The following is a 14,359-nucleotide window of genomic DNA, read 5'->3' on the forward strand; positions in this document are numbered from 1 at the left end:
TATTTTCAGATGAAAAAACTCATAACAACATATACGGCCTGCCTGGTTATATTGTCCGGTACATTTATCATGCAGTCGTGCGACAAGAATTTCGAAGAAACCAATACCAACCCGAATGCCGTTTCAACGGTAGTTCCTCAGTTTGTATTTACCAAGGCGCAGTACGATGGCGCTGGCAATATGCTCGCCTTGTTTTTAGGTCATATGCAATACACTACCAGCTATAATGATGTGGCCGGGTTTGGGTCGAAGTATGTTACCAACCAAAGCCAGCAAACAGCCGCCGCTTTCAGCAGCGCTTATACGAATGAGATAAATGAAATTGGAATAGTGATCAAAGCGGTACAGGGCGATGCAGCAAAAATTAATATGCTCGCAGCGGCTAAAATATGGCGGGTGTACTGTTTTAGCAGGCTTACCGACCTGTATGGCGACATACCGTATTTTGAGGCCGGGCTGGGGTACGATTCGGCTTTGTACAAACCGGCCTACGATTCACAGAAAGACATTTATGCCCACATGCTGGCCGAACTTGAATCGGCCGCACAAAGCTTTGATGCTTCTAAAACCACTTTCGGAACATCGGACCTTATGTATGGCGGCGACATTGATAAATGGAAAAAATTCGCTTATTCTTTAATGTTGAGAATGGGCATGCGGATGACCAAAGTAGATGCCACCCTGGCGCAAAGCTGGGTTGCAAAAGCAATTGCCGGCGGTGTTATTTTGCAGGACGGCGATATTGCTAAAATATCTTACATCGGCTCTGGCCAGGATATTAATAAAAACCCGCTGGTCTTTGATTTATGGAATAGCGATTATATTGCCCAGAATGGATCTACCAATACAGAAGGAGGTAAGTATCATAATGTATTTATCAATTACCTCAAATCGACAAAAGATCCGCGCTTACCCGTTTTTTCTGTGGTTTGGGTTAATGGAACACCCAGTACCGATACTGCCATTCAGAAAGGAATGCCGGCCACGTTCATTAATATTAAACCGGCCGATTTCGTAACCTATTCAGAGCCCAACCCGAAAACCGTATTGCAGATGAGTTCGCCGTTGTTGTTATTTACCGCGGCCGAGTCGCATTTTCTGCTGGCCGAAGCCGCCCTCAGAGGTTGGTATAATGGGGCAACAGCCAGTTCGTTGTACCGGAACGGCATTGAAGCGGCCATGCGGCAGTGGGCAATTATAGCCGGAAGCGCCGGTCAAATAGCCGAATCAGATATCAATAAATACGTTGCCGGCAATGCTCTTAATACAGGCGGCACCTTCGACCAGCAAATGGAACAGATCTATACACAGTTTTGGATAAGTATTTTTCCCGATGCCCAGGAAGTGTTTGCCACTTTCCGCCGTACCGGTTATCCGGCATTGGTTCCGAATAACTACCCCGGCAACGCAACCGGCGGAAAATTTTTCCGGCGTGCATTGTATCCGTTATCAGAACAAAACCTGAATGCGGAATCGTATAATGCTGCCGTGAGCCGGCAGGGTACAGATGAATTTTTAACCCGTATCTGGTGGGATAAGTAACTGAAACGGCAATCGGCAATCGGCTCGAATTTTCGGGCGGCGCAAGGTCGTAATAAAATTTGAATAGTCGCGATGCCATTCACGATTCACGATTTTTCGTACACAATACAAGTAGGTTTTAAGTGTAACCGGAGGGCATGTCTATGTCCTCCTTTAAAAAAATACCAATAATTGAATGGCATGAGAATAAAAAGAGGATTTGTAATTATCATTTGCATAATGCATTCGTTGGTTTCCCCGGGCCAGCACGATGTAGTGAAAGATGGTGAGGCCAGCGAATATAATCTCAATAAACCGGAAAGGGAAGAATGGTTGCGTAATTCAGCTGCAGGGTTGTTCATACATTTCAGCGTGGATGCACAACTGGGAATAGTGATCAGTCATTCGCTGGTTGGTGCATCGGATGATTATGTAAACAGGTATTTCAATGAACTGCCGAAAACATTTTATCCGTCACGTTTTGATCCCGTTGAAATTGCCACCCTGGCAAAACTGGCCGGTATGAAATATATTATGTTCACGACAAAACACCACTCGGGGTTTTGTATGTGGAATACGAAAACGACCGGCTTCAATATCATGAACACACCGTACCGAAAAGACCTGTTAAAGGATTTTGTAGAAGCCACGCGCAATGCAGGGTTACAGGTAGGGTTTTATTTTTCGCCCGAAGATTTTCATTTCCTGCATACGCATGATATGCTTATCAGCCGCGACGATGTTGTAATGACTGATGTGGTTAAGAAAGAATTTGATGAGTTTACCCGCCGGCAATGCGAGGAGCTTATGACGAATTATGGAAAGATCGATCTGTTGTTTATTGATGGTGAGCCAAAGGAAGTGGTAAAGGAAACCTGCTGGAAGCTGCAACCCGATATTTTAATTACCCGGGGAGCATTGAAAACAACCGAGCAGATGTTGCCCGGTGTAACCATTCAAAAACCCTGGCTTTCGTGTATTACCATTGGTACGGCCTGGCAGTTTCAGCCAACGAATGAACGATACAAATCGGGCACTTCATTGATTGATTTACTGGTAGAGGCCAGAAGTAAAGGCGGATCGTTATTACTGAATACCGGTCCCAAACCCGATGGCGCCATGGTGCCGGAGCAGGAGAACCGGCTGCGTGAACTGGCCGCCTGGTATTTCATCAACAAAGAAGCGGTGGACAGCGTGCAGCCCTGGGTCATTAGCCGCGAAAAGAACATATGGTTTACAACGAAAAATAATAAACAAACCCTTTACGCAATTATTACCGGTTTGCCAGGCTGGGTAGAAGGTGACCGGAAAAGCTTTGTACTGCATTCAGTAAAGGCAACAGCCGGCACTTCAATCAGTGTACTTGGACAGAACGGCATCATCCAGGAATATAAACCGGGCCGGAACGTAAAACCCGCTTTTCAGCAAACTGATACCGGGTTAATTGTATCGGTGTTTCGCACCCAGCGCATTTACGACGATCATAAATGGCCTAATGCCGTGGTGGTAAAACTGAAAAATGTGCAGCCTGCCATTGAACCCGTACAGGTGGTAACGTTAGACGCCCGTTCATCAGGAACTACCATGGCGTTATCAGGTAAAATATTAAACTTTAAGCCGGCAACGCCAATGAAAGCACGATTTTACTATCGCCCGTATCACGGGCAGATAGAAGACCTGTATACCGGCCCCTGGATAAGGTCTGCCCCGGCGCCGATAGAAAGCAACGGACACTTCAAGGCAACCATTGCCGGTTTGAAAAAGGGACAGCAATATGAATTCAAGGCAGTAGCCGAATACAGCAATATTGAATTGGAAGGAGATAAAAAATTGTGGACTCAATAAAATATGAAGTGTAAAAGAAGTTCCCTGGTGGTATTTATATTGAATTTTTTCCTGCCTCATGCCCTGTTGGCGCAGGCCGGCAGCAATGTATTGCCTGCCCTTATCCCTTTACCGGTTGAGGTAAAACGATCGGCCGGAATTTTCGATTTGAACCCATCGACAAAAATTGTAATTGAAAATAAGGACGTGAGCGGGTTGGCTGCATTGTTTAACGGCTATGTGACCGCCCTCAGTGGAAAACAGTTACCGGTAGTATCTGCCGCCCCGGCTTATAATTTTATCTTATTGGATCTCGACCCGGCATCGATAACCCATAAAGAAGGGTATCGGCTTCAGGTCAATGAAAAAAGCATCCGGTGTATTGGCCATGATGCAGCGGGGGTTATGTACGGCCTGCAAACCTTACGGCAGTTATGGAACGTTTCGGGCAATTCGATAAAAGTACCGGCATGTACCGTAAACGATTACCCGCGGTTCGGGTACAGGGGCATGGCCCTCGATGTGAGCCGGCATATCTTTCCGGTACCATTTATCAAAAAATACATCGATCTGCTTGCCCTTTACAAGTTCAATACTTTTCACTGGCACCTGACCGATGACCAGGGTTGGCGGATCGAGATCAAAAAATATCCAAAGCTGCAGTCGGTGGCTGCCTGGCGCAACGAAACACTCATAGGGCATAAAAAAGAATTACCGCACCGGTTCGATGGAAAACGTTACGGTGGTTATTATACACAACAACAGATCAAAGAGGTGGTACAGTATGCGGCCAGCCGGCATATAACCATTATTCCTGAAATAGAAATGCCCGGTCACGCTTCAGCAGCGCTGGCTGCTTATCCGTTTCTGGGTTGTACGGGCGGTGCATATAAAACTTCAACGTTCTGGGGGGTGTTTGACGACGTGTTTTGCGCAGGTAACGATAGCACATTTACATTTTTGCAAAATGTGCTCGATGAAGTAATGGCGCTGTTCCCATCAACCTTTATTCATATCGGCGGCGACGAATGCCCAAAAACAAGATGGAAGGCTTGTGCAAAATGCCAGCAACGGAAACAGTCGCTGGGTTTGGCCAACGAACATGCATTACAGAGCTATTTCATTCAGCGGATGGAAAAATACCTGAATGGTAAGGGCCGGCAGATCATCGGCTGGGATGAAATACTGGAAGGCGGTTTGGCGCCCAATGCCACGGTAATGAGCTGGCGGGGTGAAGAAGGAGGAAGGGCCGCTATAGCTCAAAACCACCGGGTGATCATGACGCCCGAAAGTCATTGTTATTTCGATTATTACCAGTCGTTATACAATGAGGAGCCACTGGCCGCGGGTGGTTTTACACCTTTGCAGAAAGTATATGGTTATGAACCGCTTGCTGCAGATACGGATACTTTGCAAACCCAATACCTTGCGGGCGTTGAAGGGCAGGCCTGGAGCGAATACTTTACCAGTGAGGCAAAGGCGGTGTATATGATCTTTCCAAGGGCGTTGGCGCTAGCTGAACTGGCCTGGACGCCCAAAGCGCAGCGTAATTACAACGATTTCCTGCAACGGTTACGGTCGCAGAAAGAACTGATGCAACTGGCCGGCCTGCGTTATCCGGCGCATGTTGATGACATCACTTTCAATGCAACAGCCCTACAGAACAATACCGTTCAAATGACCTTGCAAACATCGCTGCCCGGTGCTGCAATCCGGTATACAACAAACAATAGTGTTCCAACCAAACAGAGTGCGCTATATACCGCACCGGTTGCGCTAACGAAAACAGGCACGTTAAAAGCGCTGGTATTTGACAAACAGGGAAAACCCTGCGGCAGGATATTTCAGCAGTCAGTTCATATACATAAAGGAGTGGGGGCGCATGTAACAGTGAAGCATAAGCCGGTAGAACGTTTCAACCCCGGTAACAACGTATTGGTAAATGGATTGTACGGCAGCAACAGGTACAATGACAGCCAGTGGCTGGGTTATAGTGGCAGTGATTTCAGTGCCGTGATCGACCTTGGTTCAGTGCAAACGATTACACGACTCGGTTTAAACACCCTGAACTATCACTGGCAGCGGATGTGGGCGCCGGTTTCGTTACAATTCCTGGTTTCAACAGATGGAGCGCATTTTTCGGAAGTATACCGGCAGCAATCGTTTCCGGTGAACGGCATCAATAAGGTGAAAAGCACCATAAAACCCGTTCAGGCGAGGTACATCAAAGTTACCGGCGTAAACAAAGGTGTAATTCCGGCTGGTGAATATGGCGCAGGCGGTAACGCCCTGCTGCTGATAGATGAAGTAATAATTGAATGATGAAAAGCAAAATCAATAAAAAGTAATGTCAATTGTAATCGTTCTGGTCTGCATAGTTATACTCATCCTGCTGATAACGTGGGGTAAGCTGAATGCATTTCTGGCTTTTCTGATCGTATCACTGATGGCCGGTTTATTTCTTAGGCTGCCGGCCGAAAAGATCATGGCATCTATTCAGCAGGGAATGGGCGATACGCTGGGCGGGTTGGTGAGCATTATCTGCCTTGGCGCCATGCTGGGTAAGCTGGTAGCGGAAAGCGGCGCTGCGCAAAAGATAGCTACGGTGTTGATGAACGCATTCGGCGTGCGTTACCTGCAATGGGCCCTCATGATAACCGGGTTTATCATTGGCATTCCATTGTTCTACGGCGTAGGATTTGTGCTGATGGTGCCGCTTATTTTTTCGGTTGTGTATCAGTATAAGTTACCGGCCGTTTATATTGGGCTGCCCATGCTGGCGGCCTTATCGGTAACCCATGGCTTTTTGCCGCCGCATCCTTCACCCACCGCATTGGTAACACAATTCGGGGCAGGAATGGGAGCAACGTTATTGTATGGTCTGGTAATAGCTATTCCTGCCATCGTCATCGCAGGCCCGTTATTTTCAAGGACGATCAAAAATATTTCAGCCCAACCGCTTGAAACTTTCAGGCCGCAGACAATAGATAAGGCAAAGCTACCGGGAACCGCCGTTAGTTTTATCACTTCATTGTTGCCTGTGTTCCTGCTTACCGCCACCACCGTTGTAACATATTTCTTTAATGAATACGAATCATTCAAAGGCATTTTGACGTTGATAAGCGAACCTGCGCTCATTATGCTGGTATCGGTGCTGGTTGCCGCTTTTACATTGGGCGTGGGTAATGGCAGAAAGATGAAGGACGTGATGCATATTTATGGAGAAGCGGTTAAGGATGTTGGCATGATCCTGTTGATCATTGCCGGCTCGGGCGCATTGAAACAGGTATTGACCGACAGCGGCGTGAGCAAAGAAATAGCATCGGCTTTACAAACCTGGCCGGTACATCCGTTGATCCTGGCCTGGTGTATGGCCGGCATCATACGTATTTGCGTAGGCTCTGCAACTGTAGCCGGCTTAACCACTGCCGGTATCATTGCCCCGCTGCTTGCAGGTTCGGGTGTTGATCCCAACCTGATGGTATTGTCGGTAGGCGCAGGCAGTTTATTGTTCTCGCATGTTAATGATGCCGGTTTCTGGCTGTTTAAAGAGTATTTCAACCTGAGCATAAAAGACACTATAAAAACATGGTCGGTGATGGAAACGATCGTTGCCGTGACGGGACTGGCCGGCGTAATGATATTAGACGGGATCATAGGTTAAATATAAAAGTCAAATAACTAAAACATGAACGCAGAAGAAAGATTCAACAAACTGGGATTGAGATTACCGCCTGCTCCCACCCCATTGGGAGTGTACAAGCCTTATCTTATCGATGGAAAGTATCTGTACTTATCGGGCCATGGGCCTGTTCGAGACGACAAAACACTGATCATTGGCCGTATTGGCAGCGAACTGAATATGGAAGAAGGTAAGCTGGCCGCCCGGCAGGTAGGGTTAACTATGTTATCGACGATCGTAACACATATAGGCAGCCTCGATACAATTAAACGGGTAATAAAAGTATTGGGCATGGTGAACTGTACGCCCGATTTTGAACGGCATCCCTATGTAATAAACGGTTGCAGTGAATTGTTTGCAGCGGTATGGGGTGAAGAGAATGGGATCGGCGTGCGCAGCGCTGTTGGTTTTGGTTCCCTGCCCGATAATATACCGGTGGAAATAGAAGCAATGTTCGAGTTGTTTTGAAAACGGAAGCCGGAAGTCAGTGGTCGGAAGCCGGAAGGAATAGTAAATTAGGTTTTGGATTTTAGCCGGAAAGCGCAAAATTCGTGAAACCATTGACCATTCCCCTTTCACCATTAAAAGCACTTGATGATGATGCCACCATTAAATGGTCCTGTTCAGTTAACCGCATTTGGTGAGTTCATGATGCGGTTGCATAGCGCAGGATCTCAGCGGTTTTTACAAACCCAGGAATATAAAGCTTATTATGCCGGCGCGGAAGCCAATGCATGCGTGTTACTATCCCGGCTTGGCATTCCCACCCGGTATATTACCCGGGTGCCTGACAATGATATCGCCCTGGCCGGCATTCAACAACTGCAAAGCCATGGTGTGGCTACCGGTCATGTAATATATGGCGGTGAAAAGCTGGGACTTTATTTTACCGAGCCCGGCAATCATCTCCGGCCCACACGCGTCATTTACGACAGGGCCGGTTCTTCCTATGCCGAACTGCAGCCGGGTATGATCGATTGGAAAAAGGCATTGCATAACACCGCTTATTTCCACTGGTCGGGTGTGGCCGCGGCAGTTTCGCAAAGCGCGGCCGATGTATGTGCCGAAGCGCTGGCTGTGGCAAAAGAGAACGGCGTCATCATTTCCGCCGATTTCAATTATCGCAGCACCTTGTGGAGGTATGGGAAGAAAGCTTCCGACATTATGCCTGCATTGTTACAATACAGCGAAGTGGTGGTGGCCGACCTCGATGCTGCTGCCATTTACTATGGAATAAAAACAGCTGAAGGCGCCTCGCTGGAAGATCGCTTTAAACAATGCAGCGACGCATTGCGCAAACGATTACCGGCCATGAGAACGCTGGCCATGAGCTTTCGAAAGACCGAGGGGTTGATGCACGATTATTCCGGAGCCATGATGCACCAGGGGCAATATTATTTTACAGCCGGCTACCGGCTGCCGTTTATTACCGATCAGATCGGAACGGGTGATGCCTTTACTGCCGGTTTGTTGTATGGCCTCATGAATGATCTGCCACCGCAGGCGGTAATTGAATTTGCAATGGCCTGTGGTGCATTGAAGCAAAGTGTTCAGGGCGACTGGGCCATCATCAATAAGCAGGAAGTAGAACAATTTATGCAGCAGGGCGCATCGGGAAGAATAATCAGGTGAAATGAAGAATGAGAAATGAAAACAGAGAAATGAGAAAGGCATAAAAACAGATGAAGATTGAATGTAGAATTGTAAATCTCAAAGTCGGGAATTAAAAAGAACTAAACAATGTTTACAATAGATGCACACCTCGATCTTAGCATGAATGCCATGGAATGGAACCGCGATCTGCGGCAGCCGGTTATGGATATCCGTAAACGCGAGGTAGGGCTAACCGATAAACCCGACCGGGCAAAAGGCACTGTAGCGCTGCCCGATTTACGAAAGGGGCATATCGGGTTGGTAGTGGCAACCCAGATAGCCCGGTATGTAGGGCCGGGAAATCCCTTGCCGGGCTGGCATTCACCCGAGCAGGCCTGGGCGCAAACACAGGCGCAGCTGGCCTGGTACAAAGCGATGGAAGCCGCCGGCGAAATGGTGATGATAAAAAATAAACATGAGCTTGAAAGCCACATCGCATTATGGTTGAATGGTGAGCCCGATGATAATAAACCTGTGGGTTATATCCTAAGCCTCGAAGGCGCTGATTCGCTGGTAACAGTAAAACATCTTGAAGCGGCGCATGCCTATGGACTGAGAGCGGTTGGCCCGGCCCATTATGGCCCCGGGCGTTATGCCAATGGTACCGATGCAACCGGTGGTTTACAGGAGATGGGTGCAGCTTTGTTAAAAGAAATGGACCGCCTGAACATGATCCTCGATGCTACGCATTTGTGTGACGATGCATTTTGGGATGCCATGCGCATTTTCAACGGGCCCGTTTGGGCCAGCCATAACAATTGCCGCGCATTGGTTGATCATAACCGGCAGTTCAGCGATGAAATGATAAAGGTATTGATTGAAAGGGGAGCCGTTATTGGCGGCGCCCTGGACGCATGGATGATGGTACCGGGCTGGGTACGGCAGCAATCGACGCCGGAAGAAATGAACTGCAATCTCGACAAAATGCTCGATCATCTCGATCATATCTGTCAGCTGGCAGGTAATACGCTACATGTTGGTATCGGTACCGACCTGGATGGCGCTTTCGGAAAAGAGCAATCGCCATACGACCTCGAAACAATTGCCGATCTGCAAAAGATCCCGGCACTGTTAAAGAAACGCGGATATGCACCGGAAGACATTGAAAACATCATGCACGGCAACTGGCTGCGGTTTTTACGCCGCGTGTGGTAAGTGCAACCACAGTTCATAGTTCATAGTTCATAGTTCGGAGTTCATAGTTCCACATTCCGCGTTTAGCCTTCAGCCTTTAGCCTTCCGCTTTCAGCGTTTCAAAACCTGGTATACGTTGTAGCGGTTTCGCGTTCTCACAGCCAACAGGTAAATACCGGCGGGATACCGGCTGATGTTGAATTCCTCCTGGTATTTACCTGGTTTTTTTTCACTGCGCCACATACCCACCTGGTGCCCCTGCATGCTATGCATGGTTATTTCAACCGCCGATAAAGAATCAATATAATAGTTCAGGGTGAATAGCCCGGCGTTGGGGTTGGGAAGAACACTGTGCTGCAACCCGAGTGACTGCAGCATTAACCGGCTGGCAAAATCTTTCGTAGTGTTTGCCGTTAAATGTATTTTATTAACTGAATTGTTGACACCGGGGTCGGTGCCGATAATATAGAAGTCATTGATGTCGATCTCGGTATTCGACCACCCGTCGCTGCTAAGGAAAATGGGATAGTTAACACGGATCTCATCCCATTTGGGGGCCGATCTTACAATGAACCTGCGGTCGGTCCAGTTTACAAGATCGACGGAAAACCGGATGGCGATCTTCCACAATTTTTTATCTGAATAATCGATGAATTCTTCCACGCCAATGAAGTAATTCTCATGCTCAACTTTGGCAACGCTGAACCTTATTTCCTGGGCCTCATTTTTGGTATCGCCCATAATGTCGGTGGCCTTAGCGCCTTTCACCGTTATAAAATCAAGCATTCTTTCTTTGGTAAAACCAACGGGTAATGAGCGGTTCCATGATTCCTCTCCGTCCGGTGCTTTATAATACACCTCGTAGCTAAGCGGGTTCAAGGCATCGTTCAGTGGCGCCCGCGCTACCTTTATACCCTCGTGGCAGCCTTCTTCATCGGGGATATTATCTGCATAAGCGCCGCTTTCGACATAATAAACGTAAACGTAATTATTATGAACGATGGAGGAAGGATGTCTTAATCCGCAGGTGGCCTTAACTCCCTGGGTTGTTACGTATGCGTTTGCCGGCCAAACGATTGGCCCCAGTTCGTTGGAAAAAAACTGCTGGCCCCAGTTGGTGGCCTCGTTGTTGGGCACCCAGGCCGCACTGATGATACCGTTATAGGCCTTCCAGCCTTCAATGTAGGGGCTGCCGCCCGAATAGGTGGTGTGATCGAACGGATCGATGGGGCAATTTTTCTGAATGGTATTTGGGTATTTTTTGCTCATGGGGTTTTTGGCTTCGCCGGAAACGTAGTTCTTGTTCTCGCCATGCAAAAAACCAAGCGAAACCTTTCCTTCATTTGGGTGATGAAAGCTGGCAGCGCTGTAAATAGCATGATAGGTGCGCTTCCAGTCGTACCCTGGTTTCAGGTTATGATATGCTTCAGAGTTGATATAACTTTTCGATACATTATAGGGGCCAACACCTTCCTGCCTGAAATTGATCGACCGGTTGGTTGTAAGTGGTGAGGGCGATGACCAGATGTAAGAGCCGCTGCCATCAACGAACAAATATGACTTCCAGCCGCCGGGAATGATCCATGGTGGCACTTCCGTTTTTGCTTTTCCTTTATCCCGTGCTCTGGCCTCGAATGTAACGGAAGTCACTTCGTCAACCGTAAACGAATGCAGATCGGGCAGTTGCCCGGTTTGAGCCGTTAATGAACAGGTACAGAACCATGCTACAAATACAAGCGTTATTTGTTTCACATAAAAGGTTTGGAATATTCAAAAACCTGTCATAAGCGGCCGATAGAATGATCAGCTGCCGGCAGGCGATATAAATTTTAAGGGTATATATAAGCGCAGGAAAGGCAGGTATGAATCCCGTAAACAATTTACTAAATTATATTACAATTTTTTTAAGGCGTATGAACTTTTTGTTGTCTTGTTGGCCTGCAGATGCCGATTGTTGTTTAATGACCGGTTAGTGACATTAAACATATTTTTTATCAATGTGTGGAATCGGAGACACGGAAAATAGTTTTCGTTTATTTCATGGGCCATATGCACAGCCATGCCAAAAAAGAATAACTGCTTCTATATAAAAGAATTAGTGCCCTTTTTCGGGTTAATGCCTTTTTTTAAGGGAAGTTTTATGAACAATAGGCACAATAATAGCAGCTAGCAGCATGGCTGCCATAGTTGCTATTATGTAAGGAACATCGATACCCTCCCCAATCGGGCCCTGGAAAGCCAGAAAGCCGGTCTGTAGTAGCTTCCATAATAAATTGCAAAGTAAAGAGTGCAGGCGCGCCCTGCACTTCTAAAAAGATCAGCACCCAACGTGATGCTGGTTGCAGGCGTATTGTTAACAATTAAACGACCATGGGCAAATTATACTTTACTGATTAATTGATTTTTATTGGAACGTATATGAAGATCGTACATGTAGTAGAGCCTTTTGCTTCTGGCATAGCCACGTTTGTTCAATCGATCGTACAGAATTTGCGCGATGACCACCACATCGTTATCCATGGCGAGCGGGAATGTGTGATGCGGTCGGCAGAAGTAATAAAATATTTTCCCGAAGATAATGTGCAGTTTATCCGGTGGCGTTCGGCGCAACGAAGCATCAGCCTGGTGAAGGATACCGCAGCGTTGGTAGAATTATGCCAGTTGTTGAAGAACCTGAAGGCGAAAAAGATGGTCGACGCCGTGCATTTGCATTCCTCCAAAAGCGGTTTTCTGGGCCGCCTGGCATGCCGCCTTACGAATATCCCGAATGTGATCTATACACCCAACGGCGCTCCGTTCCTGCTGAGTAATGTAAACGCTATGAACCTGTTGTATAAACTGTTTGAAAAGCTGGGGTCCGCATTTGGCGGAAAAGTCGTTTGCAGTTCCCGGTCTGAACAAACCGCTTATCGCAAGCTGGGCATCAGGGCACTGAATATCAATAACGGCATAAGTATCAGTGAGAACCGTAATGCCGCGAAACTTAACCCGGTGTCAACAGCCAGGTTTCGCATTGTTACCAGCGCCCGCATCGTGCAACAAAAAGACCCGGCGCTTTTTAATGATATCGCTGCCTGTTTTAAGGATTTTGATCAGTTTGAGTTTATTTGGGTAGGCGATGGGGAAGACAGGCACCTGCTCACAGCTCCCAACATTACCATTACCGGCTGGCTTCCCCAGGCCGAAGTGCTGAGGTTGATCGACGGCGCCAATTTATATTTATCAACATCCCAATACGAAGGATTGTCTTTTTCCGTTCTGGAAGCGCTTTCCCTCCGCAAAACCGTATTGCTGAAGGATTGCATAGGCAACAGGGATATTGTGAGAAAGGGGCTGAACGGCGATCTTTTTACCAGCAAGCAGGAAGCGATCGTTAAGATCTTTCAATACTATAACAATCCGGCCATGTTGCAGGTAATGGGTGAATACTCTGGCTGGCTTTGTCACAAAGAGTTCAATGTAGATGCTACCTGCCTGCTCTATCGTGACCTGTATAAACGGGTGGTAATAAACAAATAAAAGCGTAAACAATTGTATATGGATATCACTATAAATGGACTGAAAGAACGGAATGAAGGCGCAAAACATTTAACTAACGGGCATGCGATAAGCGATTCGTCGTATAAGCAGATCAACGAAAAGCTTGAACAGATAACCCAATATCTTTTACAGGAACTGGAGGCCAAACAGCGTACCATTGAAGAGCAGCGCAAAGAGATGGAACGGTTTAAAACAGAACTGGTTGAAAGATCGTCAGAAATAAACCAGCTTGAAGAGAAGCTGCAGCAATGCACACAAAATACGGAAGGCCATCGCCAGCTGATCAATAAATTATTGAATGATATTGAACATTTTCAGAACGATATCGAGTGGTATAAACGCACCTACGAACGCCGGAGCTTTTGGGGCGTATTGAAAGAAAAACTAACGAGAAAGAAATAAGTTCCAGCCTATAAAAAAAAGAAACAGAAGAATGCCATTGTCGTCAACAGCTTTTTTAACGACTTAATTGATTGGTACAGCAGGTTGCGGGCAGCCTGGTAATTGATATTCATGATCTCGCTCACTTCGTCATAGTTCAGTTCCTGGTAAAATTTCAGGTATATGATCTCCTTCTGCCGGTTCGAAAGCTGGCCAAGCGCCTGCAGCACCCGGGCCGTTTTTTCTGCATCCTGCTCCCGGCCCACCAGCAGGGTTTCATGGCTTAATTCAAACAATACATCAGCGTGATTTTCATTAAAAGGCCCGGTCGTTCTGCGCTGGTTAGCCCGGTACAGCTTGTATTTGAGCGACTTGAACAGGTATGCCTTTACCGATTGAACCTGGGTTTGGCTTTTGTTCTGCCATAGTTCAGTGAAGAGTTCCTGGATGCAATCTTCGAGAATATCGTTGCTGTTGGTGAGTTTACCGCCATACTGAACCAGCGGTTCATAGTAGCGTCTGAAAAGCAATGCAAACGAATCGTGATCGCCTTTTTGATAGGCCTCCCATAAAGCAATATCAGTTTGGTTAAATATCAAGTTTTTATCAGCTAAGCTAGTTTTG

General features: G+C 47.1%; 11 protein-coding genes. 9 read left to right on the forward strand and 2 right to left on the reverse strand.

Features of this window, described 5'->3' with window-relative positions; genetic code table 11:
• Positions 1 to 9 precede the first annotated feature (9 nt).
• From A4R26_RS26440 to A4R26_RS26470, 7 genes are all read left to right on the forward strand, one after another.
• Positions 10 to 1,542, forward strand: coding sequence for a SusD/RagB family nutrient-binding outer membrane lipoprotein (locus A4R26_RS26440; RefSeq protein WP_081169529.1), 1,533 nt, complete (start codon positions 10 to 12; stop codon positions 1,540 to 1,542).
• Positions 1,543 to 1,722: 180 nt separating this feature from the next.
• Positions 1,723 to 3,366, forward strand: coding sequence for an alpha-L-fucosidase (locus A4R26_RS26445; protein ID WP_081169530.1), 1,644 nt, complete (start codon positions 1,723 to 1,725; stop codon positions 3,364 to 3,366).
• Between the two features lie 3 nt (positions 3,367 to 3,369).
• Positions 3,370 to 5,667 (forward strand): glycoside hydrolase family 20 protein, encoded by a 2,298-nt coding sequence (locus A4R26_RS26450; RefSeq protein WP_081169531.1) that lies wholly within the window; start codon positions 3,370 to 3,372, stop codon positions 5,665 to 5,667.
• Positions 5,668 to 5,692: 25 nt separating this feature from the next.
• Complete coding sequence (locus A4R26_RS26455; RefSeq protein ID WP_081169532.1) at positions 5,693 to 7,009, forward strand: gluconate:H+ symporter; 1,317 nt, start codon at positions 5,693 to 5,695, stop codon at positions 7,007 to 7,009.
• A gap of 24 nt (positions 7,010 to 7,033) precedes the next feature.
• Entirely contained in the window at positions 7,034 to 7,495 is a 462-nt protein-coding gene (locus A4R26_RS26460; RefSeq protein WP_081169533.1) for a RidA family protein, read from the forward strand.
• A 126-nt stretch (positions 7,496 to 7,621) separates the two neighbouring features.
• Positions 7,622 to 8,659, forward strand: a complete 1,038-nt coding sequence (locus tag A4R26_RS26465; protein ID WP_242675025.1) for a sugar kinase — start codon at positions 7,622 to 7,624, stop codon at positions 8,657 to 8,659.
• 108 nt (positions 8,660 to 8,767) lie between these two features.
• Complete coding sequence (locus A4R26_RS26470) at positions 8,768 to 9,835, forward strand: dipeptidase (protein WP_081169535.1); 1,068 nt, start codon at positions 8,768 to 8,770, stop codon at positions 9,833 to 9,835.
• 90 nt (positions 9,836 to 9,925) lie between these two features.
• Here the strand turns inward: A4R26_RS26470 and A4R26_RS26475 are convergent, their stop codons facing one another.
• Complete coding sequence (locus tag A4R26_RS26475) at positions 9,926 to 11,566, reverse strand: T9SS type A sorting domain-containing protein (RefSeq protein ID WP_081169536.1); 1,641 nt, start codon at positions 11,564 to 11,566, stop codon at positions 9,926 to 9,928.
• 666 nt (positions 11,567 to 12,232) lie between these two features.
• Here A4R26_RS26475 and A4R26_RS26480 point away from each other — a divergent pair.
• Together A4R26_RS26480 and A4R26_RS26485 are read left to right on the forward strand one after the other, a co-directional pair.
• Positions 12,233 to 13,333: a glycosyltransferase gene (locus A4R26_RS26480; protein ID WP_081169646.1), complete on the forward strand. Its 1,101-nt coding sequence runs from the start codon at positions 12,233 to 12,235 to the stop codon at positions 13,331 to 13,333.
• Between the two features lie 18 nt (positions 13,334 to 13,351).
• Complete coding sequence (locus tag A4R26_RS26485; protein WP_081169537.1) at positions 13,352 to 13,756, forward strand: hypothetical protein; 405 nt, start codon at positions 13,352 to 13,354, stop codon at positions 13,754 to 13,756.
• Between the two features lie 8 nt (positions 13,757 to 13,764).
• On the opposite strand, the gene A4R26_RS26490 is transcribed toward A4R26_RS26485, so the two are convergent.
• Positions 13,765 to 14,334 carry an RNA polymerase sigma factor gene (locus tag A4R26_RS26490; protein WP_165760419.1) on the reverse strand — a complete coding sequence of 190 codons (570 nt, stop codon included), beginning with the start codon at positions 14,332 to 14,334 and terminating at the stop codon, positions 13,765 to 13,767.
• Positions 14,335 to 14,359 lie beyond the last annotated feature (25 nt).

It is taken from the genome of Niastella populi (assembly GCF_002078015.1).
Lineage (GTDB): Bacteria > Bacteroidota > Bacteroidia > Chitinophagales > Chitinophagaceae > Niastella > Niastella populi.